The following is a 20216-nucleotide window of genomic DNA, read 5'->3' on the forward strand; positions in this document are numbered from 1 at the left end:
AAGGTAAGACGCTAGCAATCTCAACTCGTGTGAAAAGCTTGAAATACCCGGAGATTCCAGGATGAAAAACAATAAGGCCGGTTTGCTGGCGCTGATCGTGCTGGGCGTTGCGTCCCTGCTCATGATCTTTTTCGTCCTGCCGCGGATTTCAAACGACGGCAAACCGATCGGCGACGCCATCAACGAGGCCGGCAACGCCGTGAAGAACAGCGTTGAAATGGGCGCAGACAAGGCGGGCGACATTCTCTCCGACGCGGCCGAGGAAACCGCCAATATCGCCGACAAGGTCGGGCGGCGGGCGGCTTCCGCCACCCAGTCGATCAAGGATCTGACGACGCTTTTCGCCGATAGCAAGGTTCCCTCCGACGCCGATTTCGCGGCGGCGCGCAAGAAGGTCGAGACCTCGCTCAAGGAACTGACGAATATTGAAATTCCAGAGTCGCTGGATGAAACGACGTCGCGCCTTATCACCACCGCCCGCACGGCCGCCGAACGCACCACGGCGTTCCTGCGCAGCCTGCCCGACAATGCGGCGGCGGCGGCGGCACAGGTGCGTCGTCTGGCAGGCGTTTTCGCCGGCACCGACGATGGCGCGCCCGAACCGGCAAAACCAGCCGCAGCACCCGCCGATGCGGCACAATCGTCTGCCGCCACGCCGACTTTCGACGTGCTGCGCGTCGAGCCGGACGGTTCGGCCGTGATTGCCGGCAAGGCACAGCCCGGCGCAAAGCTCGAAATCTTGAGCAACGGCAAGGTGGTCGCCCAGACGACCATCGACGGCACCGGCGATTTCGCCGCCGTTTTCGACAATCCGCTTCCCCCGGGCGATCACGAGCTGGTGCTGCGTTCGACCGATGCCAGCGGCAAGGCGACGCAATCCGAAGAAGTGGCCACGGTTTCCGTGCCTGACGGCAAGACGGGCGAGCTTCTGGCCATGGTTTCCAAACCAGGCAAGGCAAGCCGCGTGCTGGCCATGCCGGAGGCGGCTCCTCCGGCGCTTCAGCCGCAAGCCGCGCCGTCGCAACAGCCTGCGGCAACGTCCGAAACCAGCGCCAACACCGCTTCCGCACCGCTCGCCGGTACTGCGGTTCCGTCCGCTACGGCCCCGCTGACGTCGAGCGTTCAGGTCACCGCCGTCGAGTTCGAGGGATCGAAGATTTTCGTCGCGGGTTCCGCACCCGCCGGTTCGACGGTGCGCGCGCTGGTCGATGACAGGGAAATCGGCAAGAGCATCACGGAAGCCTCCGGCCATTTCGTCGTCGAAGGCGATGTCGATCTTAGCGTCGGCAGCCACATCATCACCGTCGAAGAACTGAATGCCGACGGCACCGCGAAGGTGCGTGTGCGCGTTCCCTTCGAGCGGCCGCAGACCGATCAGGCAACCGTCGCCATGCAGACACCGTCCGCTTCGTCGTCAGCGACCACGACTGCGGCGTCGGCCGAAAACCAGAGCACGGCAAGCGACCGCGCCGCTTTCGAAAAGCTGCGCACCGATGTCGCCAAGGCCTTCGGCATTCTTTCCAATCTTTACAAGGATCAGGCCACGCCGGCGCTCGATCAGGCCATTGCCGGCCGCTCCGCCGTCGTCATCGGCCTCAAGTCGCTTTCGGAATTCCGCACCGCAGCCGCGACCGAACCCGCCTTCACCGCTTTTGCAGGCGATATCACCGCAAAGGCGCGTCAGTTGCTGACATCCGTTGAAGCATGGCCGAACGATGTGGCGGCAATCGGCAAGGGTATCGCCTCGCTGGCAAGCCGGTTGGCTGAACTCCACATCACGGCGCCCGCTGCTCCCGCGCCACAGGCGCCCGCCGGCCCGCAGACCTTCGAGCAGGCGCCACTGGCCGAGAGCCAGAACAGCGTCATCATCCGCCGTGGCGATACGCTCTGGCAGATTTCCCGTCGCGTCTACGGTCAGGGCGTGCGTTACACCACGATCTACCTTGCCAACGAAGATCAGATCAAAAACCCCGATCTGATCGAGCCCGGCCAGATTTTCGGCGTGCCGAAAGAGGCGCTGCCGAATGCGGAAGAACTTCACCGCAAGCGGCTGAAGGGCGGCTCCTGAGCATTTGAAGCGTTGCGGTGAACCCGCAACGACCCTATCTGTGACACGCGCGGCGGCTTGACCAAAGCCGCCGCCCTGCTGTCGGCTTCCGGCAGTGACCGGAGCGAATGATGGCCACGAAGAAAAAAACCATTTCGGCGGATTCCAGCAATCCCACCCAGACGCTGATCAATCTCTGGCCCTATATGTGGCCGGAGGGGCGGTGGGACCTGAAGATGCGGGTGATCTGGGCTACCGTGTACCTGATCGTCGCCAAGCTGGTGCTGATCTCCGTTCCCTATTTCTTCAAATGGGCGACCGATGCGCTGAACGGCCGGCTGGACATGGCCGGGCTTGTTCCCGCCTTCCTGCTCGGCGCCGTCGCGCTGGTAATCGCCTATAATCTGACGCGGCTGATCCAGGTGGGGCTCAACCAGCTGCGCGATTCGCTTTTCGCCAGCGTCGGCCAGCATGCGGTGCGCCAGCTCGCCTACAGGACCTTCGTGCACATGCACCGGCTTTCTTTGCGGTTCCATCTGGAGCGCAAGACCGGCGGGCTGTCGCGGGTCATCGAGCGTGGCACCAAGGGCATCGAAACCATTGTCCGCTTCACCATTCTCAACACCGCGCCGACCTTCATCGAATTCCTGCTGACGGCGATCATCTTCTGGGCCTCCTACGGTTTTTCCTATGTGCTCGTCACGGTCATCACGGTCTGGGCCTATATCTGGTTCACCGTGCGGGCCAGCAACTGGCGTATCGGCATTCGCCGGGCCATGAACGATAGCGACACCGACGCCAATACCAAGGCGATCGACTCGCTCCTCAATTTCGAGACCGTCAAATATTTCGGCAACGAGGAGATGGAGGCGCGGCGTTTCGACGTCGCCATGGAGCGTTACGAAAAATCGGCGATTTCGATCTGGACCTCGCTCGGCTGGCTGAACTTCGGCCAGGGCGTGATCTTCGGCATCGGCTCCACCGTCATGATGGTAATGTCGGCGCTTGCCGTGCAGCGCGGCGAGCAGACCATCGGCGATTTCGTCTTCGTCAATGCGCTGCTGCTCCAGCTTTCGGTGCCGCTCAATTTCATCGGTTTCGTCTATCGCGAAATCCGCCAGGGCCTGACCGATATCGAACAGATGTTCGATCTTCTGGAAGTGGAGGCGGAAGTCACCGACAGGCCGGATGCAAAGCCGCTCGCAGCCGGACCGGGCGCGATCTCCTTCCGCGACGTGCATTTCGCCTATGACCCCGAAAGACCGATCCTGAAGGGTGTTTCCTTCGACGTGCCGGCCGGCAAGACGGTGGCCATCGTCGGCCCTTCGGGTGCGGGAAAATCGACGATCTCGCGGCTGCTTTATCGTTTCTACGATATTCAGGAAGGCTCCGTCACCGTCGACGGGCAGGATATTCGCGATGTGACGCAGAAGAGCCTGCGCTCGGTGATCGGCATGGTGCCGCAGGATACGGTGCTCTTCAACGACACACTCGCCTATAACATCCGTTATGGCCGTCCCTCGGCCACCGATGAGGAACTGAGGGCGGCGGCGGATGCGGCGCAGATCAGCGCCTTCATCGGCAAGCTGCCGGAAGGTTATGCCACCATGGTCGGCGAACGCGGTCTGAAGCTTTCCGGCGGGGAAAAACAGCGCGTGGCGATTGCCCGCACCATCCTCAAAGCTCCGCCGATCCTCATTCTCGACGAGGCCACCTCGGCGCTCGATACGCATACGGAACAGGAAATCCAGAGCGCGCTCGACATCGTCTCGAAGAACCGCACCACGCTGGTTATCGCCCACCGCCTTTCCACCGTCATCGGCGCGGATGAGATCATCGTGTTGAAGGAAGGGCAGATCGCCGAACGCGGCACGCACAGCTCGCTGATGGGGCAGAACGGTCTCTACGCTTCGATGTGGAGCCGCCAGCGCGAGGCGATCCGGGCGGAGGAAATGCTGCGCCATGTGCGCGAAACCGACGATCTGGGTGTCATCGACCGCGGGGAACCCGCCCATTGATGGGTATAGCCGGGGTAACAGGGCTGACGGGCGAACCCCACCATTGCCGGACGGCCCTTTTGGCTGTAACCAGCTAGGCAAAATTTGTCGCATTGCCGTTTGGATCGTGTCGTATCACGACCACATATAGACGCGACAGACGGAAACCGGAGCAAGGAATCTCATGAATCTGTTCGACACCATTCGCAACACCATCGTACCGATCCACAAGGAAGGTTATGTCTTTGTGGCGGCCTTCTTCGTCGCATCGCTGGTGCTCGGCTGGATCGCCGAACCGCTGTTCTGGGTCGGTCTGGTGCTGACGGCCTGGTGCGCCTATTTCTTCCGCGATCCCGAGCGCGTCACGCCGCAGGATGACGACCTCATCATCAGCCCGGCCGATGGCAAGGTTTCCGCCGTGCAGAGCGTCGTTCCGCCGCTGGAACTGGAACTCGGCAAGGAGCCGCTGGTGCGCATCTCGGTGTTCATGAACGTGTTCAACTGCCATGTGAACCGTTCGCCGGTGCGCGGCCGTATCGTCAATGTCGCCTACCGTCCCGGCCTCTTCCTCAATGCCGAAGTGGACAAGGCTTCCGAAGACAATGAGCGCAACGGCCTCGTCATCGAGACGTCGCACGGCAAGGTCGGCGTGGTGCAGATCGCCGGCATGGTTGCACGCCGCATCGTCTGCTGGGTAAAGCCGAATGAACCAGTCGATGCCGGTGAGCGTTTCGGTCTTATCCGTTTCGGTTCGCGCCTCGATATCTTCCTTCCCGCAGGTTTCGAGCCGCGTGTATCGGTCGGCCAGACGGCGATTGCCGGTGAAACCGTGCTTGCCGAATTCGGCTCCGCCAAGGGTCCGGTCGTCAGCCGTCGCGGCTGACGGAAACAGGAAGGGCATGCGCATGGAAACGCCGATCGCCGAGCCGCAACAGAACGGCAAACCCGAGGGCCGCAGCGACAGCGGCCGTGGACCGCGGCTGAGGGAAATTCCCTTTCGTCTCGTCGTTCCCAATCTCATCACCGTTCTGGCCATCTGTGCGGGCCTGAGCGGCGTGCGTCTCGCCATCGAGGGTCGCTTCGAGCTGGCCGTCGGCATGGTGCTGCTCGCCGCCTTCCTCGACGGCATAGACGGACGCATCGCCCGCATGATGAAAGCGACGTCCAAATTCGGCGAGCAGATGGATTCGCTGGCCGATATCGTCAATTTCGGCGTCGCCCCTGCGCTGGTGGTCTATGCCTACCTTCTCGATCAGGCACGCTCCATCGGCTGGATCGCCGCCCTGATTTACGTCATCGCCGCCGGCCTGCGTCTGGCGCGTTTCAACGTCATGATCGAGCGGCCGGTGAAGGCGCCCTGGCAGAATGAGTTCTTCGTGGGCGTTCCCGCCCCGATGGGCGCCATGCTGGTGCTGCTGCCGGTTTATCTCGGTTTCCTCGGCGTCGAGCCGGACAAGCCCTTCGCCTATGTCGCCGCCGCCTATACCGTGCTGATCGGTTATCTCCTCATCAGCCGCCTGCCGGTCTGGTCGGGGAAATCGGGCACCAGCCGCATTCGCCGCGATCTGGTGCTGCCGATGATCCTCGTCGTCGTGCTCTATGTAGCGATGCTGATGAGCTTCACCTGGGAAGTTCTGGTTCTGACGGTTGCCGCCTATCTCGTCTTCATTCCCATCAGCGCCCGCCTCTGGCATCGCCGCTACGGCACGCTGACCATCGAGGAAGACGTGCATGACGACGCCAATGGCGGCAACGGCCTCGATCGCGGCATTTAAAACCGCAGGTTTATTTTTTCTTGCACAAGCCGGCGCAGGATGTGACGCAAAATGTCGCAGCCTGAAAAGCCGGCTTCGTTTTTCTTCGCCTCGAATCCGTCAAGATTAGCCGCGAAAGAAGTGGCTCACACGCATCGCAACGGCGATTGGCGTGAATTGTGGAGAGAGAGAAATGACGAACGAGACGAAGGCGCAGCCGCAGGCGAAGCCCGACCTCAACAGCCACTACCGCCCGCTCGGACTGAAGGCCGTTGCGGCCGCAGCCCTGATGCTGAAGCGCAAGCCCGCCGCCAAAACCGCCTGAAAACATTCGATTTTTTGATTTTTCGAATTTTGCGGACTGCCCGGAAAACGGAACGTTCCCAACGGAAAATCGTCAATCACGCGGCGCCTTTTCCGGGCGCCGTTTTTGTTTCAAGCACTGCCGCTAAACTGCAGAGCGTCAGTCTTTCATAAAATCGGCAGCCTTCTGTAACGAAGCTGCAACGAAAGTGTAGTAAAAAGCTCGCCTTCCACAAGAAGGCTATACGAACACCGACGTATAGATTAGTGAATACAAAAGAACTTTTCTATTCCGCATTTTTTTCCACAACAATGCATAAGCCGGCTTTCGAATCCGCAGACACGCGGATGACGAATATTCGGCGTTGAGGGAAGATTGTGAAGACAGGCCAGGGGGGCTTGGGACGGCCATGCAGGATAAAATCCTTCTGATTGAAGATTCCGTTGCTCTTTCCATGCTGCTGAAGACGCGGCTTTCGGAAGAAACGGAAGCCGAGGTCGTCCATTGCGACAGCATGGCCGCGGCCGATACTCTCATGCAGGCCCATAATTTCACGCTGGCGCTGACAGGCCTCAACCTGCCCGATGCGCCGAAGGGCGAGATTCTCGCACTTCTATCCGAGCGCAAGGTGCCGGCCATCGTTTTCACCGCCACGGTGGATGAGGAGGCGCGCAAGCGCTACGCTGAAAAGAAGATCATCGATTACATCGTCAAGGACGGCCATCGCACCGTCGATGCGGTGGTCAGAACGGTCCAGCGGATTTTGAGCAACAAGCTCTTCTCCGTTCTGGTCGTGGATGATGTGCGCACAGCCCGTTCCGGTCTCGTGGAAATTCTGGAGCGGCAAAATTTCAGGGTCAGCGAGGCCCATTCGGGCAAGCAGGCGCTGGAAATTCTGTCGCAGGATCCGACGATCCAGCTTGTCATCACCGACTACCATATGCCCGACATGGACGGTTATGAGCTGACGCGCCGCATCCGCGACAGCCGCTCATCCGAAGATTTGCGGGTGATCGGCATATCGTCCTCCACAGACCGGTTGCTTTCGGCAAGCTTCCTGAAGGCTGGCGCTTCGGATTTCGTCTACCGCCCCTTCGTGCCGGAAGAATTGCAGTGCCGCATCGATAACAATATCGAGACGTTGAAGCAGCTCAAACGCCTGCGCGAACTGGCCGAACGCGACCATCTCACCGGCCTGCCGAACCGCCGCTCCTTCTTCGAGCGCACGCGGGCGCTGATGGATGTCATCAACGGCAATGACGAGAGCGGCGCAGTCGCCATTCTCGACATCGACCATTTCAAGAAGATCAACGACACGCTGGGCCACGATGCCGGCGACAGGGCGCTGAAAAAACTGGCCGAACTGCTGCATGACATGTGCGGCGAGCAACGCCACATTCCCGCCCGCCTTGGCGGCGAGGAGTTTGCCGTGTTCCTGCGCGGGCTGGATGCGCGCGCTGCCTATCAGTTCTGCGAGGAGCTGCGCGGACAGGTGGAAAAGAACGGCCGGCAGCTGAGCGGCAGCAGCCTCGCCCTGACGATCTCGCTCGGCGTCGTGGAGATCGAAAAGGGCGAACCCTTCGACAACCAGCTGAATGCCGCAGACCAGCTGCTCTATCTCGCCAAGGCGAATGGCCGCAACCGCGTTTATTCCGACATCATGATCCAGGAAGGCCTGCAGAAGATCGGGCGGAACGGCTGAGTTTTCTGAACAAGATAGTCTTGTGTGGGATCGAGCGCGTGCCGCTTGTTTCTTCTCCCCGCCGGGGGAGAAGGTCGCGGCAGCGGGATGAGGGGGCAAGCTCTCCGCATGTCTGTTCCGTAGCCCCCTCATCTGACCCTTCAGGCCATCTTCTCCCCGGCGGGGAGAAGAAATATGCGGCGACTTCCAGCTCAAACGATTATGCGCAAATGCGCAGACCATTCTTCAGAACAGCGACATCTGCCCTTCGTCCTTTGCCGGCTTGATCTTCGCCAGCGGCGCGCTTTCCGGCACCGGCTCGATGAGATCCGCGCCGACATTGGCGACCTTGTTGACCTTGTCCGATACCGGGATCATCTCGAAAAAATCATCCTGAACCGGCCGCATCAGATCGGCGACCTCGCGTGGTTCCTGGGTCTTGCAATCCAGCCAGCGGCTGAAATCCTCGGGCGCGATGACAACAGGCATGCGGTCGTGAATACGGCCAATCGCGGCATTGGCGGCGGTGGTGAGGATCGCGCCGGTATCGACCTCCGAGCCATCGGCGGAAGACCAGGTTTCCATGAGACCGGCGAAGGCGACGATGCCGCCGCTTTTCGGGCGGATGAAATAGGGCTGCGGTTTGCCGCCCTCCTCCTTCGGCGGGCGTCGCCATTCGTAAAAGCCGGTTGCCGGAACGAGAACGCGGCGATGGCGCATGGCGGCGCGGAAGGAGGCCTTGCCGATGGCGGTTTCCGACCGCGCATTGATGAGCAGCGGAAAATCCTTCGGATCCTTCACCCAGCCCGGCAGAAAACCCCAGCGGACCAGCACGGCCCGGCGATTGGGCAGGTTGCTGCCGCGCTCCTGCCGCTCCCCCTCCATCACGACCAGAATGGGCTGCGTCGGCGCGATGTTGAAACGGGCGGGAAAATCCTCAAGGCCGATCAGATCGAGATAATCGGCGATCTCTTCCGGCGTCGCCTTCAGCACGAAACGTCCGCACATGGCCTTCTCCTTGAGCATTGTTCACCGGAAATGTTCTAGGCCCTTGGCCCGAACAGGATGATGGCGGTACCGGCAAGGCAGACCGCGCCGCCGGCAATATCCCACCGGTCCGGCGCATGGCCTTCCACGCCCCAGAGCCAGAAGAGCGAAGCGGCAATGTAAATCCCGCCATAGGCGGCATAGGCCCTGCCCGCCGCCTCTGTCGGCACCAGCGTCAGAAGCCACGCGAAAGCGGCCAGCGCCACCATGCCAGGCAGCAATATCCACCCGGTCTTGCCGAGTTTCAGCCAGGCCCAGAAGGAAAAGCAGCCGGCAATTTCGGCAAGAGCCGCCAGAACATAGATAAGATAGACCTTCATTCCACCGTCTTTAACATGCACAATCGCACCAGTTCCGGACTATAAGCATCAGCACGGAAACCGGAATCGATTTTTCCGAGAGACGTACCACTATAGACAGGCCGGCAACGGCCGAAACAAGCGAAACAATTCATGACACTCCGTATCAAGCCCCGCCCCGCCTCCTCCGCCATTGTCAGGAACGGCGACCGGCTGCTTCTCGTGCGCCGCATCAACCCGCCTTCGAAGGACATGTTCGCCTTTCCGGGCGGTCGCGGCGAAGACGGCGAAACGCCGGCCGAAACGGCGCTGCGCGAATTGCACGAGGAAACCGGCATCGTGGCGCGCCGGCCGCAGCTTTTCGCGACATACGATCTTCCCTCCCGCGACGCCGAAGGGGTGCTGACGAGCCACTATTTCCTGTCGGTCTTCACCGTGGAAACCGATGCCGATCCGCTCGTGACTGTCGGTGACGATGCGGCGGATGCGGGCTGGTACACATTGGCGGAAATCCGCCTTCTGCCGGCGCCCGAAAGCGTCGTCGAATGCGCCGAACGCCTGCTTGCATGATTGCCAGCCAGCCAGAATCGCTATTATCTAGGGCCGATCCGCCCGCCGGATGGTCGCGAGCCAACAGTTCACGAGCCAATAGTTCACGAGTATGTGTGGGGCAGAATAGAATTTTGATACGGCCAACCATCTTCCTGTCTCTTTTTCTGACAATGCTTGCCACTGCCGGGCATGAGGGCATCGCTTATGCGCAGCCTTCAAAACCCGGTTCCGAGGTGCGTCCGGCGGAAGCCGCGCCGCCCAAACCGGCCCCTTATGACGACAAGCTCGCACGGCTGTCGGAGATACTGGGCGCGGTGCAATATCTCAGAACCCTGTGCCCTTCTTCCGGACCGGAGGACTGGCGCAGATCGATGAGCGACCTTCTGGCTGCGGACACGGCCAACGAACCTGAACGACGTCAGCGCATGACGGCTGCATTCAACCGTGGATACCGCTCCTTTGCGGCCATCCACACCAGTTGCACACGCGCCGCCATCATGGCAGAAGAGAACTACCGTAACGAAGGGGCAACACTCGCGCAGGAAATCGCGTCCCGGTTCGGAAATTAGAGGATTATTAACCTCTTTTCGCCGCAGGCCGTGCCGTTTTGATAAAAGGCTGCTAGTGTTGTTAACAGGGTGGTAAGGACTTGCCCGCCCTGTCGAGGATGAAAAATGCAGACAAGCCGTAACGAAATCGACGATATGATCGTGCATGAAAAGATGCAGGTCGCTCTGGAACACCAGAACGAGGCATGGGCTGACGGCATGGCCGACGGCATCGAGCCGGAGATCATCGCCGATGCCGCCATCGCTCTGGCCATGCGCGAAACCATCCGTATCCATGGCGAGGCCGGCGCTGAAGCAATGCTGGAATCGCTGCGCCAGCGCATGCTTCAGGGCGAATTTTCGCCGCAGCGGGTAATACAGTAAAGCCGGGGTCTATCATGTCTTGCCTGAGCAAGGGGCTTTTGCGCTCTTCCGCCCTGCTGTCCATCCTGCTTGCCCTGACCGCCGGGCCGATTGGCATGCCAGGCCGCGCCTTTGCCCTTTCCGAGCTGAAGCCGGCACAGAACACCGAAAGCGAGCCGAAGGCTGAGAATGGCGGTGAGCCGCAGCAGGCCCAGCCTGCGGAGCCGGACGAAATCGAAGGCGATTCGGAAGGCATTCCCCTGCCCGACCCGCTGGTGGACCGTTCCGCCAATCAGTCGAACCAGCAATCCTCCAAGCCCGACAACACGCCTGAAATGTCCGTTGTGATCGAGCACGACATTTCCAAGGCGCCGGAACCCGTGCGCAAGCTGCGCCAGCAGATATCGATGCCGCCGCCTCCGGCGATATCGAAAAGCTGCGGCCCTTCATCGCCGCCGGCCAGAAAGAATTCCGCATCGACGGCAATGACGGCGAAGACCCGATTGCGGCGCTGAAAAGCTATTCAGGCGATCCTGACGGGCTGGAAGTGCTGGCGATCATCATCGACCTGCTGTCGACCGGATATGCCCATATCGATGCCGGCACGCCTGACGAAGCCTATGTTTTCCCCTATTTCGCCGGAAAGCCGCTGAATACGTTGACTGCGCCGGAAAAGGTGGAGCTTCTGCGCATCATCACGGCGGGCGATCTGGCGGACATGCAGGAATATGGCAATTACAGCTTCTACCGAGTCGGCATTTCGCCCGATGGCAAGTGGAAGTTCTTCACCGCCGGCGATTGATCGCATCGCGGTGCTTGCCGTTCTCTGGCAAAAATCCTAACTGTGCGGAATGAGCATTCCGGCAAAGCGCATCTGCTTTTTGCCGGAGATCACAGAGTCTCGACGAACCGAACGGTGACGCCATGCCTTCCGCCCTTCTTGCCGACCGCCGCCTGATCCGGGTTTCCGGCACCGGCGCCGAGGAATTTCTGAACAACCTCATCACCGCAGATGTTGAAAACCTGCCGGAAGGCGAAGCACGGGCCGCAGCCCTTCTGACGCCGCAGGGCAAGATCCTGTTCGATTTCATGATCTGGCGCGATGGTGGCGATTATCTGATCGAGACGGGCGTCGCCGAACAGGACGCGCTGCTGCGCCGCCTGACCATGTACAAGCTGCGTGCACCGGTCGATCTCAAAGCCGAGACGGTCGAAGGCGTGAGCGTTTTCTGGAACGAGACTGCGCCGACGGCAGGCATTCGGGATGGTCGTATCGGCAAGGCTGGCATCGATCTTTACCGTATACCGGGCGCGTCCGCATCCGGCGACATCGCGGCCTATGATGCGCTCCGTGTCGAGCATGGCATTGCCGAATCCGGCCGGGACTATGCGCTGCAGGATGCTTTTCCCCATGATGTGCTGATGGATGTGAATGACGGCGTTTCCTTTAAAAAGGGCTGCTTTGTCGGTCAGGAAGTCGTCTCGCGCATGAAACATCGCGGCACGGCAAGACGCCGCGTCGTCACCGTTTCGGCCGAAGGCGCGCTTCCCGCCAGTGGGACGGAGATTACCGCCGATGGAAAACCGGTCGGCGCGCTCGGAACCGTTTGCGGCAACAGGTCGCTTGCCATCGTTCGGATCGACCGCATTGCCGATGCGCTCGCTTCCGGCACGCCGCTTCTGGCGGAGACTGTCCCCGTGACCGTGGCCCTACCGGCCTGGAGCGGCCTTTCCTTCCCCGCGGCCGATCCGGCGGCGCGGGCGGAGGACTGAGAGTGGCTCCTGCAAAAAGCCCGCGCGCCTGGCAGCGCATGCTGTCCGGCCGGCGGCTCGATCTGCTCGACCCGTCGCCGCTCGATGTGGAAATCGCCGATATAGCCCATGGCCTTGCCCGTGTGGCCCGCTGGAACGGCCAGACACGCGGCGACCACGCCTTTTCCGTCGCCCAGCATTGCCTCATCGTCGAGACCATCTTCTGCCGCATGTGCACAGGCGCGACGCCTGACGACATGCAGATGGCGCTTCTGCACGATGCGCCGGAATATGTCATCGGCGACATGATCTCGCCGTTCAAATCCGTGGTCGGCGGTGGTTACAAGACCGTGGAAAAACGGCTTGAAGCGGCCGTGCATCTGCGTTTCGGCCTGCCGCCGCATGCATCGCGCGAATTGAAGGACCGCATCAAGAAGGCCGATACGGTCGCCGCCTTTTTCGAGGCGACGGAGCTTGCCGGTTTTTCAACCGCGGAGGCGCAGAAGTTCTTCGGCCTGCCGCGCGGCATTACCCGCGACATGTTCGACATGACGCCCCTGCCCTCAACCGAAGCGCAAAAGCTGTTCATCGAACGTTTCGAGGCCATCGAGGCGATGCGTGCGGTCAAGACGGGGAGTGCGACATGACGGCCATTGTCGTATCGCCGCTGTCGCGGATCGCGGAGATGGCCGTCAAACACAAGGCCCGCGAAATGGTGACGCTGATCGCCAAAGAGCAGTCCTTTCACCGTCCCGCCGTCATTGCCGCAGGCCGGCATCTGACGCTCGCCATGAACGACATCGCATTCAAGGGCACCGCCGATCTCATCGCGCCTGACGATGCACATGTGCTGAAGCTGATCGATTTCGCCCGGCAATGGGACCAGTCAGCACCACTGCTCATCCATTGCTGGATGGGCGTTTCCCGCTCACCCGCAGCCGCCGTCATCGCCGCGCTCAGCCTTTATCCGGACCAGGATGAGATGGAACTTGCGCTGCGCCTGCGCGCCGTCTCACCCTATGCCACGCCCAATGCCCGTATCATCGCCATCGGCGACCGTCTGCTCGGGCGCGATGGACGGCTGGTGGCGGCGATCAAAAAAATCGGCAGGGGCGCGGATACGGATGGTAACGTGCCCTTCGTGCTGCCGCTTGGCAACTGAGGTGGTTTTGGCGGAACCCTCACGGCGTCCAGTCGTTACCAACCCTGAAGAGCAATGAAAATCACGGGATAATTCATGGAACAACAGGCAACGGATATCATCGTCGCATCGCAGGCGGCGTTGCAGCAGGCAAGCGCGCTTGCGGTGCAATATTCCTTCTCGGTCGTCGGTGCGCTTCTGCTGCTGATCATCGGCTGGCTGGCCGCCACTTTCCTGCAACGCTGGGCTTTTCAGGGCCTGTCGCGCATTCGCGGCTTCGATGCGACACTCGCCGGTTTCTTCGCCGGCGCCATCCGCTATGTGGTTCTCATTCTGGTGCTGGTCATGGTGCTTGGCCAGTTCGGGGTGCAGACCGCCTCCATCCTCGCCGCCCTTGGCGCCGCCGGTCTGGCCATCGGCCTTGCGTTGCAGGGCACGCTGCAGAATATTGCCGCCGGCATCATGCTTCTGGTGCTGCGCCCCTTCCGCGTCGGCGAATATATCGAGACCAGCACGGTCAGCGGCACGGTGATCGAGATCGGGCTGTTTGCGACCGAGCTGAAGACCAGCGATGGACTTTACCGTCTCGCGCCCAACTCCACGCTCTGGAACGTGCCCATCACCAATTACAGCCGCTTTCCCTCGCGCCGTCACGAACTCAGCCTGACGGTCAAGAATGATGAGGATCTGGCGGCCGCACAGGATATGCTGATGAAAGTCGTGCGCTCGGAGAGCCGGGTTTTGCTGGACCCCGCCCCCGTCACCTTCGTCGATTCGGTCAGCGCCGACAGCGCCACCGTCAAATTGCGCTACTGGGTGCGCAGCGACACTTATTTCGCGACGACCCGCGATGTGACGAAAGCCATGAAACTCGCCTTCGACGAGCGCAAGGCGCAAGTGAGCGCCCAGCCGGCCTGAGACCTCACGTCTCCCCTCTTTTCAAGCGCGGTGGCTGCAACAGCCATCGCGCTTTTTCGTTGCGCCACGTTGGAGCGCGCACTTGCATCCCGCGAATGCGGCCTCTATAGGTCGATACGTAATGTTATTACGTAACTATCTTTGTGGATATGAGAGGCCGAAACAATGCAGAAGATACTTACCCGCGTCACGGGCGCAGTCGCACTTGGTTCCATGCTGCTGGCGGCAACCGCGGCAATGGCTGCCGGTGGCGACAAATCCGCAGCCCACAGCCACGACCATGGGCACGATCACGGCCATCAGATGACCGAGGCTGAAAAGCAGATCTACAAGGGTTATTTCGAGGATGCGCAGGTGAAGACGCGCACGCTTTCCGACTGGGAAGGCGACTGGCAGTCGGTCTATCCCTACCTGCTGAACGGCTCGCTCGATTCCGTCATGGCCGAAAAGGCGGCGCATGGCGACAAGACGGCGGCGGAATACCGCGCCTATTACGAAATCGGTTACAAGACCGATGTGAACCGCATCGTCATCAAGAGCGACAGCGTGGCGTTTTATAAGGACGGCAAACCCGCTGAAGGCACCTATGTCAGCGATGGCCATGAAATCCTGACCTACAAGAAGGGCAATCGCGGTGTCCGTTACATCTTCAAGAAAACCGGCGGCGATGAGGCCGCACCGCAATTCATCCAGTTCAGCGACCACTCCATCGCCCCGGTCAAGGCGGGCCATTACCATCTCTACTGGGGCAACGACCGCAAGGCATTGCTGGACGAAGTGACCAATTGGCCGACCTATTACCCGTTCCTGATGGACGGCGGCGATATCGTGGAAGAAATGGCGGCGCATTAACTTCGCACGACATTCCGGCACGGGCATATTCTTCATGCCCGTGCTGCATTCCTTATTGCCCCATGGTGGAGCGATGCGCCCAGCCGGTCATGCGCTTTTCAAGCCAGGCCATGATCGCATACATGACGATGCCTTCCACCGCGAGCATCAGCAGGCCGGCAAAGACGAGCGGCACGTTGAACTGGCTCTGCGCCGAACTCATCATGTTGCCGAGGCCGTAATTGGAGGCGACGGTTTCCGACACGACCGAGCCGACAAAGGCGAGCGTGATGGCGATTTTGAGCGAGCCGAAGAAATAGGGCATGGAGCGCGGAATGCCGACCTTCAGCATGATGTCCATTTTTTTCGCACCGAGCGCCCGCAGCACATCTTCCGTTTCCGGCTCTATGGTGGCAAGCCCGGTCGCGACGTTGACGACGATGGGGAAGAAAGAGATCAGGAAGGCGGTCAACACGGCAGGCACCGTGCCGATGCCGAACCAGATGACGAGGATCGGCACCAGCGCCACTTTCGGGATGGCGTTGAAGCCGATCATCAGCGGATAAAGCCCGGCATAGATGGTTTTGGACCAGCCGATGAAAAGGCCGATGCCGAGACCGGCGGCCACCGCAATGGCGAAACCCAGCGTCGTGGTATAAAGCGTCTGCAGCGAATTCTTCCAGATCGGCGACCAATATTGCGCAATGGCCTGTCCGACCCTTACTGGTGACGGCAGAATGGTGGGCGGCATTTTCAGCGCGTAGACCAACAGTTCCCACAACACGAAAAGCGCCAGCGTATAAAGCCAGGGGGCGGCTTTCACCCAGTTGACGCGGGCAATCAGCGGCTTGCGCGGCTCGGCCGCAACGGTGCCTTCCATGATCGCGCTCATGCCGCCACCCTCGCCTGCGCGATCTCGCCATGCAGCTCCTGCACCATGTCGTTGAAACCCTTGTCATACATGATATCGAGCTGGCGCGGGCGGGCAAACGGCACGCGATGTTCCGCCAGCACCCGGCCTGGCCTTGCGCTCATCACGAAAATCTTGTCGGCCAGAAATGTCGCCTCGCGCAGATCATGGGTCACGAGGATGATGGTGACGCGCTGCGCGGCGTGCAGGTCGCGGATGACGCACCATAATTCCTCGCGGGTGAAGGCATCGAGCGCGCCGAAAGGCTCGTCCAGCATCAGCAGTTCCGGTTCGTGGATCAAGGCCCGGCAAAGATTGGCGCGCTGCTGCATGCCACCGGAAAGCTGCCACGGATACTTCGAACCAAAACCCTTCAGGCCAACGATTTCCAGGAGACGCTCGGCTTTCGCGACATATTCAGCCTTGTGGGCGCGCAGGCGCCGGCGATGTTTCTCAACGATCTCCAGCGGCAGCAGGATGTTTTCCAGTGTGGTGCGCCAGGGCAGCATCGTCGGGTTCTGAAACGCCATGCCGACAATGGAAACCGGCTCCGTGACCTGCCGCCCGGCAACGATGACATTGCCCTTCTGCGGAATGTGCAGTCCCGTCACCAGCTTCATCAGGGTCGACTTGCCGCAGCCGGAGGGTCCGACCACGGCCGCGAATTCGCCCTTGTCGACCGTCAGGTTCAAACCGGATACGGCCAGCGTGCCGGCGGAGCCGCCATAGCGCATGTCCACACTGTCTATTTCCACGAGATGTGACATTGCTGTTCCCGTTTTAAGTTGCTGATCGGGCGGTTGAACCCTTCAGCGTTTCGGCTTGTTTCTTCTCCCCGCCGGGGAGAAGGTGGCCCGAAGGGTCGGATGAGGGGGCAGCGCCAGCGATAGACCGAGAGCTTGCCCCTCATCCCGCTGCCGCGGACTTCTCCCCGCCGGGGGGAGAAGAAGCATGCCGCACCCGCTCACTCCGTCCATTACGGAAGCATGCGCTCTTCCTTGGCCGGCAGGTAGGTCGCGTCAAAGACCTGCTCCGCCTTGACGTTGCCCTTCAGGCCGAGGGAAACTTTCAGCGTCTCGATGGAGGCGGAAAGCCGGGCCGGATCGACGCCGCCCATGCCGTTTTCCACCACATAGGGCGTCTTGATATTCATGCTGTTGGCCATATTGAGGCGTTCAAGCTCGATGGCGCTGTCGAGCGTCTCGTTACGCTTGAGCACGGCCGCCACGCCCTCTTCGGGGTTCTTGACGGAATCGGCGAAGCCCTTGGCCAGCGCTTTCAGGAAGCCCTTCACGGCATCCGGGTTTTTCTCTGCGAAATCAGTGTTTACCAGCACCGCATTGCCATAGAGATTCAAGCCGTGCTCGGCCATCAGGATGGTCGAGATATCGTCATCGGCGATGCCCTGCTTCTTGAGGTTGAGGATCACCGAAAAGGCAAAGCCGAAAACGGCGTCGACATCGCCCTTGGCCAGCATCGGTTCACGCACCGGAAAACCGATCGATTCGATCTTGATCTTGCTGTCATCGAGACCTGCGACCTGCTTGAAAGCGGGCCATTGCGCAAAGGCGCCATCCGGCGGCGGCGCGCCGAGCTTCTTGCCTTCCAGCGACTTCGGATCGCCGGTGACACCGAGCGACTTGCGGCCCACCACGGCAAAAGTCGGGCGCTCATAGACCATATAAACGGCCTTGATCTTCTGGCTCGGATCTTCGTCGAGGAACTTCATCACCGAATTGATGTCGCCGAAACCCATCTGGTAGGCGCCGGTCGCCACGCGCGGAATGGCTTCCACCGAGCCGTTGCCGCTGTCGATGGTGACATCGAGGCCTTCAGCCTTGAAGTAACCCTTGTCGAGCGCCAGCAGGAAACCGGCGGCGGGGCCTTCGAACTTCCAGTCGAGCGTGAATTTCACCGGCGTTTCGGCCCGTGCCTCGACGACCGGCAGCGAAAAACCAGCGGTTACACCGATGGCGGCAATGGCCAGAGCCCTGGTCAACAACCTGCGCGTTAAAATCATCTATTCCCCCTGATGGTTTTGTTGGATTGGTTGCATAAGACCCAATTCCAGCCCTCAAGGCAAGATAAAATTGCATACAAAATAGCCGTTATTTTGTATGCTTATTTTATATGCACAAACACGCACAAGGCAGGCAAAAAGCCGGCATTTTGCCCATCGCGCATGCAACGAAGCGAAAGCGGGATCGTTCACGCAGAGAACACAGCGTTCTCATTTGCCGGGGTTGCGGATCAGGGGCAGCGTGCGACAAATAGGGCCACGAACAGCAGGCGAAACAGCGGGACGGCAAGATGAATTCTGCACTGGGCATACACCACATCACCATGATTACCCGGAAGGTGCAGGCGAATGTGGATTTTTACGCCGGCTTTCTGGGCCTGAGGCTTGCCAAACGCACGGCCGGCTTCGAAGACGCCATGCAGCTTCACCTGCTTTATGGCGACGATATCGCCTCGCCCGGCTCCCTTCTGACATTTCTCGTCTGGGAAGATGGCGGCCAGGGCCGTGTCGGTTACGGCCAGACGCTGGAGATTTCCGTGGCCATCGATCCCGCCGCCATCGGCTTCTGGCTGACGCGGGCGCTGAAATTCGGCATCCGGGCGGAAGGCCCCTCCGATGAGTTCGGCGCTCCGGTCATCCGGCTGAAGGATCCTGACGGCCTGATCGTCAAGCTGGTCGGCACCCACGCCTTTGCCGATGCCACGCCGCATGTGACGGACGATATTTCCGCGGAGGACGCCATTCGCCGCATCTATGGCGCGACGGTGCTAAGCGAAGTGCCGGAAGAAACCGTGGCGTTTCTGGAGAAACATTTCGGTTACCGGCAGGAAAGCCAGGCAGGCGCAATCCGCCGGCTCGTTTCCGACAGCGGCGACATTATCGATGTGCGCGACGCCACCGGCTTCTGGTCGAGCGCGCCGGGCACCGGCACCGTCGATCATATCGCCTTCCGTGCAAAGGACATGGATGAGCTGAACGCGGTTCATACCGGGCTGAAATCGCTGAATTCCAGCACCACCAATGCCCATGACCGCAAATATTTCCACTCGCTCTATGTCCGCGAACCGGGCGGCGTGCTGATCGAAATGGCAACCGACGGGCCGGGCATGACCGTGGACGAACCGTTGGAATCGCTCGGGGAAAAACTGTTCATCCCACCGCTCTTTATGAAGGATGAGGCGGATGTGCGTGTCGCCCTGCCGCAATTTGCAATGCCGGGCGAAGAGCGCATCGTCTATCGCGACCTGCCCTTCGTGCACCGTTTCTATACGCCCGAGGAGCCTGACGGCAGCACCATCATCCTGCTGCACGGTTCCGGCGGCAGCGAAACGAGCCTGATGCCGCTGGCGCACCGGGCAGCGCCGCGCGCCACGCTTCTCGGCGTACGCGGCCGCAGCACGGAAGAAGACATCGCCCGCTGGTTCCGCCGCAATCCCGATTTCAGCTTCGACCAGAAGGATATCGCCTCGGAAACGGAAGCATTCGCCGCCTTCGTCGAGGGGGCGATACGGTCCTATGGTCTCGACCGTTCGAAACTGCGGTTTATCGGCCATTCCAATGGCGCAAATTTTTACACGGCCTTTGCCGCGCTTTATCCGGAACTTGCCGGAGACGCCCTGCTCTATCGCCCGATGCCGGTTCTGGAAACATGGCCGCAGACCGATCTTTCCGGCCGCAATGTCCTGCTTGTGGCGGGAGAGCGCGACAAATATCTCGACAGGGCACAAGAGTTGCAGGGCCGGCTGGCGGCGAGCGGTGCAAGAGCCGAGATGGAAACGGTCGAAGACGGGCATGAGCTCGGGCTTGCCGATATCGAAGCGGCGCGGCGCTGGCTGGCGGATGTTTCCTGATTTTCGAGCGATACGCATGAGCCGAGCCGGTGCCGCCAATTTCTTCTCCCCGTCGGGGAAAAGGTGGCCCGAAGGGTCGGACGAGGGAGCGACGTCAGCAATAAACTGAGAGCTTGCCCCCTCATCCCGCTGCCGCGGACTTCTCCCCGGCGAGGAGAAGAAACAAGCGGCTTACTCCCTCGCCAGCCGCATCCGTCATCAA

Annotated in this window: 20 protein-coding genes and 1 pseudogene; 16 read left to right on the forward strand and 5 right to left on the reverse strand. The window is 60.8% G+C overall.

Annotated features, from left to right (window positions below):
• Positions 1–61: 61 nt before the first annotated feature.
• The 6 genes from L904_RS13465 (at position 62) to L904_RS13485 (ending at position 7804) form a co-directional block, all read left to right on the forward strand.
• The gene (locus L904_RS13465; protein WP_020809119.1) at positions 62–2068 is read left to right on the forward strand and encodes a LysM peptidoglycan-binding domain-containing protein; all 2007 of its coding nucleotides are present in this window, start codon (positions 62–64) and stop codon (positions 2066–2068) included.
• A 110-nt stretch (positions 2069–2178) separates the two neighbouring features.
• Positions 2179–4065, forward strand: coding sequence for an ABC transporter ATP-binding protein/permease (locus L904_RS13470; protein ID WP_020809120.1), 1887 nt, complete (start codon positions 2179–2181; stop codon positions 4063–4065).
• Between the two features lie 163 nt (positions 4066–4228).
• Entirely contained in the window at positions 4229–4927 is a 699-nt protein-coding gene (locus tag L904_RS13475) for a phosphatidylserine decarboxylase (protein WP_003520681.1), read from the forward strand.
• Positions 4928–4949: 22 nt separating this feature from the next.
• Positions 4950–5819, forward strand: a complete 870-nt coding sequence (gene pssA / locus L904_RS13480; RefSeq protein WP_035237101.1) for a CDP-diacylglycerol--serine O-phosphatidyltransferase — start codon at positions 4950–4952, stop codon at positions 5817–5819.
• A 172-nt stretch (positions 5820–5991) separates the two neighbouring features.
• Positions 5992–6123 carry a hypothetical protein gene (locus tag L904_RS28530; protein ID WP_003496883.1) on the forward strand — a complete coding sequence of 44 codons (132 nt, stop codon included), beginning with the start codon at positions 5992–5994 and terminating at the stop codon, positions 6121–6123.
• Between the two features lie 388 nt (positions 6124–6511).
• Positions 6512–7804 (forward strand): PleD family two-component system response regulator, encoded by a 1293-nt coding sequence (locus L904_RS13485; protein ID WP_020811513.1) that lies wholly within the window; start codon positions 6512–6514, stop codon positions 7802–7804.
• Between the two features lie 225 nt (positions 7805–8029).
• Here the strand turns inward: L904_RS13485 and L904_RS13490 are convergent, their stop codons facing one another.
• Positions 8030–8791: an SOS response-associated peptidase gene (locus L904_RS13490; RefSeq protein WP_020811514.1), complete on the reverse strand. Its 762-nt coding sequence runs from the start codon at positions 8789–8791 to the stop codon at positions 8030–8032.
• 35 nt (positions 8792–8826) lie between these two features.
• A complete protein-coding gene (locus L904_RS13495; protein ID WP_031234127.1) occupies positions 8827–9150 on the reverse strand; it encodes a YnfA family protein in 324 nt (107 codons plus the stop codon).
• 132 nt (positions 9151–9282) lie between these two features.
• On the opposite strand from L904_RS13495, the gene L904_RS13500 reads away from it, so the two are divergent.
• The 9 genes and pseudogenes from L904_RS13500 (at position 9283) to L904_RS13540 (ending at position 15255) form a co-directional block, all read left to right on the forward strand.
• Complete coding sequence (locus L904_RS13500; RefSeq protein WP_003520673.1) at positions 9283–9699, forward strand: NUDIX hydrolase; 417 nt, start codon at positions 9283–9285, stop codon at positions 9697–9699.
• A gap of 113 nt (positions 9700–9812) precedes the next feature.
• A complete protein-coding gene (locus L904_RS13505; RefSeq protein ID WP_035260763.1) occupies positions 9813–10250 on the forward strand; it encodes a TIGR02301 family protein in 438 nt (145 codons plus the stop codon).
• A 105-nt stretch (positions 10251–10355) separates the two neighbouring features.
• On the forward strand, positions 10356–10613 hold the full coding sequence (locus L904_RS13510) for a hypothetical protein (protein WP_003501987.1): 258 nt from the start codon (positions 10356–10358) through the stop codon (positions 10611–10613).
• 14 nt (positions 10614–10627) lie between these two features.
• A pseudogene (locus tag L904_RS13515) lies at positions 10628–11394 on the forward strand (hypothetical protein).
• A 122-nt stretch (positions 11395–11516) separates the two neighbouring features.
• Positions 11517–12365 (forward strand): folate-binding protein YgfZ, encoded by an 849-nt coding sequence (locus L904_RS13520; protein ID WP_035260759.1) that lies wholly within the window; start codon positions 11517–11519, stop codon positions 12363–12365.
• 2 nt (positions 12366–12367) lie between these two features.
• The gene (locus tag L904_RS13525) at positions 12368–12991 is read left to right on the forward strand and encodes a YfbR-like 5'-deoxynucleotidase (protein ID WP_035260757.1); all 624 of its coding nucleotides are present in this window, start codon (positions 12368–12370) and stop codon (positions 12989–12991) included.
• On the forward strand, positions 12988–13506 hold the full coding sequence (locus L904_RS13530) for a tyrosine phosphatase family protein (RefSeq protein ID WP_035260753.1): 519 nt from the start codon (positions 12988–12990) through the stop codon (positions 13504–13506). The genes L904_RS13525 and L904_RS13530 overlap by 4 nt, the downstream gene beginning before the upstream one ends.
• Positions 13507–13581: 75 nt before the next feature.
• Positions 13582–14403, forward strand: coding sequence for a mechanosensitive ion channel family protein (locus L904_RS13535; protein WP_035260750.1), 822 nt, complete (start codon positions 13582–13584; stop codon positions 14401–14403).
• A 165-nt stretch (positions 14404–14568) separates the two neighbouring features.
• Positions 14569–15255 carry a metal-binding protein ZinT gene (locus L904_RS13540; RefSeq protein WP_035260747.1) on the forward strand — a complete coding sequence of 229 codons (687 nt, stop codon included), beginning with the start codon at positions 14569–14571 and terminating at the stop codon, positions 15253–15255.
• A 52-nt stretch (positions 15256–15307) separates the two neighbouring features.
• On the opposite strand, the gene L904_RS13545 is transcribed toward L904_RS13540, so the two are convergent.
• The 3 genes from L904_RS13545 to L904_RS13555 all read right to left on the reverse strand — a co-directional run bounded on the left by L904_RS13545 (position 15308) and on the right by L904_RS13555 (position 18164).
• Positions 15308–16126: an ABC transporter permease gene (locus tag L904_RS13545; RefSeq protein ID WP_035260745.1), complete on the reverse strand. Its 819-nt coding sequence runs from the start codon at positions 16124–16126 to the stop codon at positions 15308–15310.
• Positions 16123–16911 (reverse strand): ABC transporter ATP-binding protein, encoded by a 789-nt coding sequence (locus tag L904_RS13550; RefSeq protein WP_003520663.1) that lies wholly within the window; start codon positions 16909–16911, stop codon positions 16123–16125. The genes L904_RS13545 and L904_RS13550 overlap by 4 nt, the downstream gene beginning before the upstream one ends.
• 209 nt (positions 16912–17120) lie before the next feature.
• A complete protein-coding gene (locus L904_RS13555) occupies positions 17121–18164 on the reverse strand; it encodes an ABC transporter substrate-binding protein (RefSeq protein WP_035259422.1) in 1044 nt (347 codons plus the stop codon).
• 290 nt (positions 18165–18454) lie between these two features.
• On the opposite strand from L904_RS13555, the gene L904_RS13560 reads away from it, so the two are divergent.
• On the forward strand, positions 18455–20014 hold the full coding sequence (locus L904_RS13560) for a VOC family protein (protein WP_059762575.1): 1560 nt from the start codon (positions 18455–18457) through the stop codon (positions 20012–20014).
• Positions 20015–20216: the final 202 nt, after the last annotated feature.

This window comes from Agrobacterium sp. LY4 (genome assembly GCF_001526585.1).
GTDB classification, from domain to species: Bacteria; Pseudomonadota; Alphaproteobacteria; order Rhizobiales; family Rhizobiaceae; genus Agrobacterium; species Agrobacterium leguminum.